Raw genomic sequence first — 1,176 nt, 5'->3', positions numbered from 1 at the left:
GCCCGATGTGGTCGCGCTTCGCGGTGTTCGCCCGGCCGGCGCCGGCGCTCGGCGTGTTCGCGGTGGCGCTCGCGCTGCTCGCCTACGGCACGCTCGAATCGCGCAAGCTGGAGATCGGCGATATCGGCACCGGCGCGCCGGAGCTGCGCGCGAACTCGCGCTACAACATCGACAACGCGGCGATCACGCACCAGTACAACATCGGCGTGGACGTGCTGTCGGTGATCGTCGAGACGACCGGCTTCGACGACGCGTGCCTGCATTACCCGGTGATGAGCGCGATCGAGAAGTTCGAGATGAACATGCGCGGCGTGGCCGGCGTGCAGTCGGTGACGAGCGTGTCGTCGCAGGGCAAGGTGTTCATCGCCGCGTTCAACGAGGGCAATCCGCGCTGGGCCGCGCTGCCGCGCTCCAGCGACGGGCTCACGCAGGGTTCCAACGCGTTCGACCCCGACAACGGGATGAACACCGCGAACTGCAAGGCGATCCAGGTGCTGATCTACACGAAGAATCACGAAGGCACGACCATCGCGCACATCGTCGACGAGATCAAGCGCTTCGCGGCAGAGAACCCGACGCCGAACGTCGCGTTCCGGCTCGCGGGCGGCAACGTGGGCGTGATGGCCGCGACCAACGAGGCCGTCGGCGACGCGGAGATCGCGATGCTGCTGTCGATCTTCGGCGCGATCGCGCTGCTCTGCGCGGTGACGTTCCGCTCGTGGCGCGCGGTGCTGTGCATCATCGTGCCGCTCACGCTCGTGTCGATCCTGTGCAATGCGGTGATGGCGCTTCTCGGCATCGGGCTGAAGGTCGCGACGCTGCCGGTGATCACGCTCGGCGTGGGCGTGGGCGTCGACTACGGGATCTACCTGTACGAGCGCCTGCAGCACGACATCCGCCACGGCGCGACGCTGCCGGACGCCTTCGCCGACGCGATGCGCCAGCGCGGCACGGCGGCGCTGTTCACGGCCGTCACGATGTTCATCGGCGTCGGCACCTGGGCGTTCTCCGCGCTGAAGTTCCAGGTCGACATGGGCGTGCTGCTCGCGTTCATGTTCCTCGTGAACCTGTTCGGCGCGGTGTTCCTGCTGCCCGCGCTCGCCGCGTGGCTTGGCGTCGAGCGAGCCGAGCGCCGCGTGCTGCCGGTGCAGCACGCGGCAGCAGCCGTCGCCGGCA

The 1,176-nt window shown here is 68.5% G+C and carries 1 protein-coding gene; it reads left to right on the top strand.

Features of this window, described 5'->3' with window-relative positions; all coding sequences use genetic code 11:
* On the top strand, positions 1-1,176 hold a 1,176-nt coding region (locus G3N93_RS40240; RefSeq protein ID WP_206135550.1), incomplete at both ends, for an RND family transporter.

It is taken from the genome of Burkholderia sp. Se-20378, from assembly GCF_017104665.1.
GTDB lineage: Bacteria > Pseudomonadota > Gammaproteobacteria > Burkholderiales > Burkholderiaceae > Burkholderia > Burkholderia lata.
Note: the sequence above shows the minus strand (reverse complement) of the source record. Positions and strands in the feature narration are given on the sequence as shown.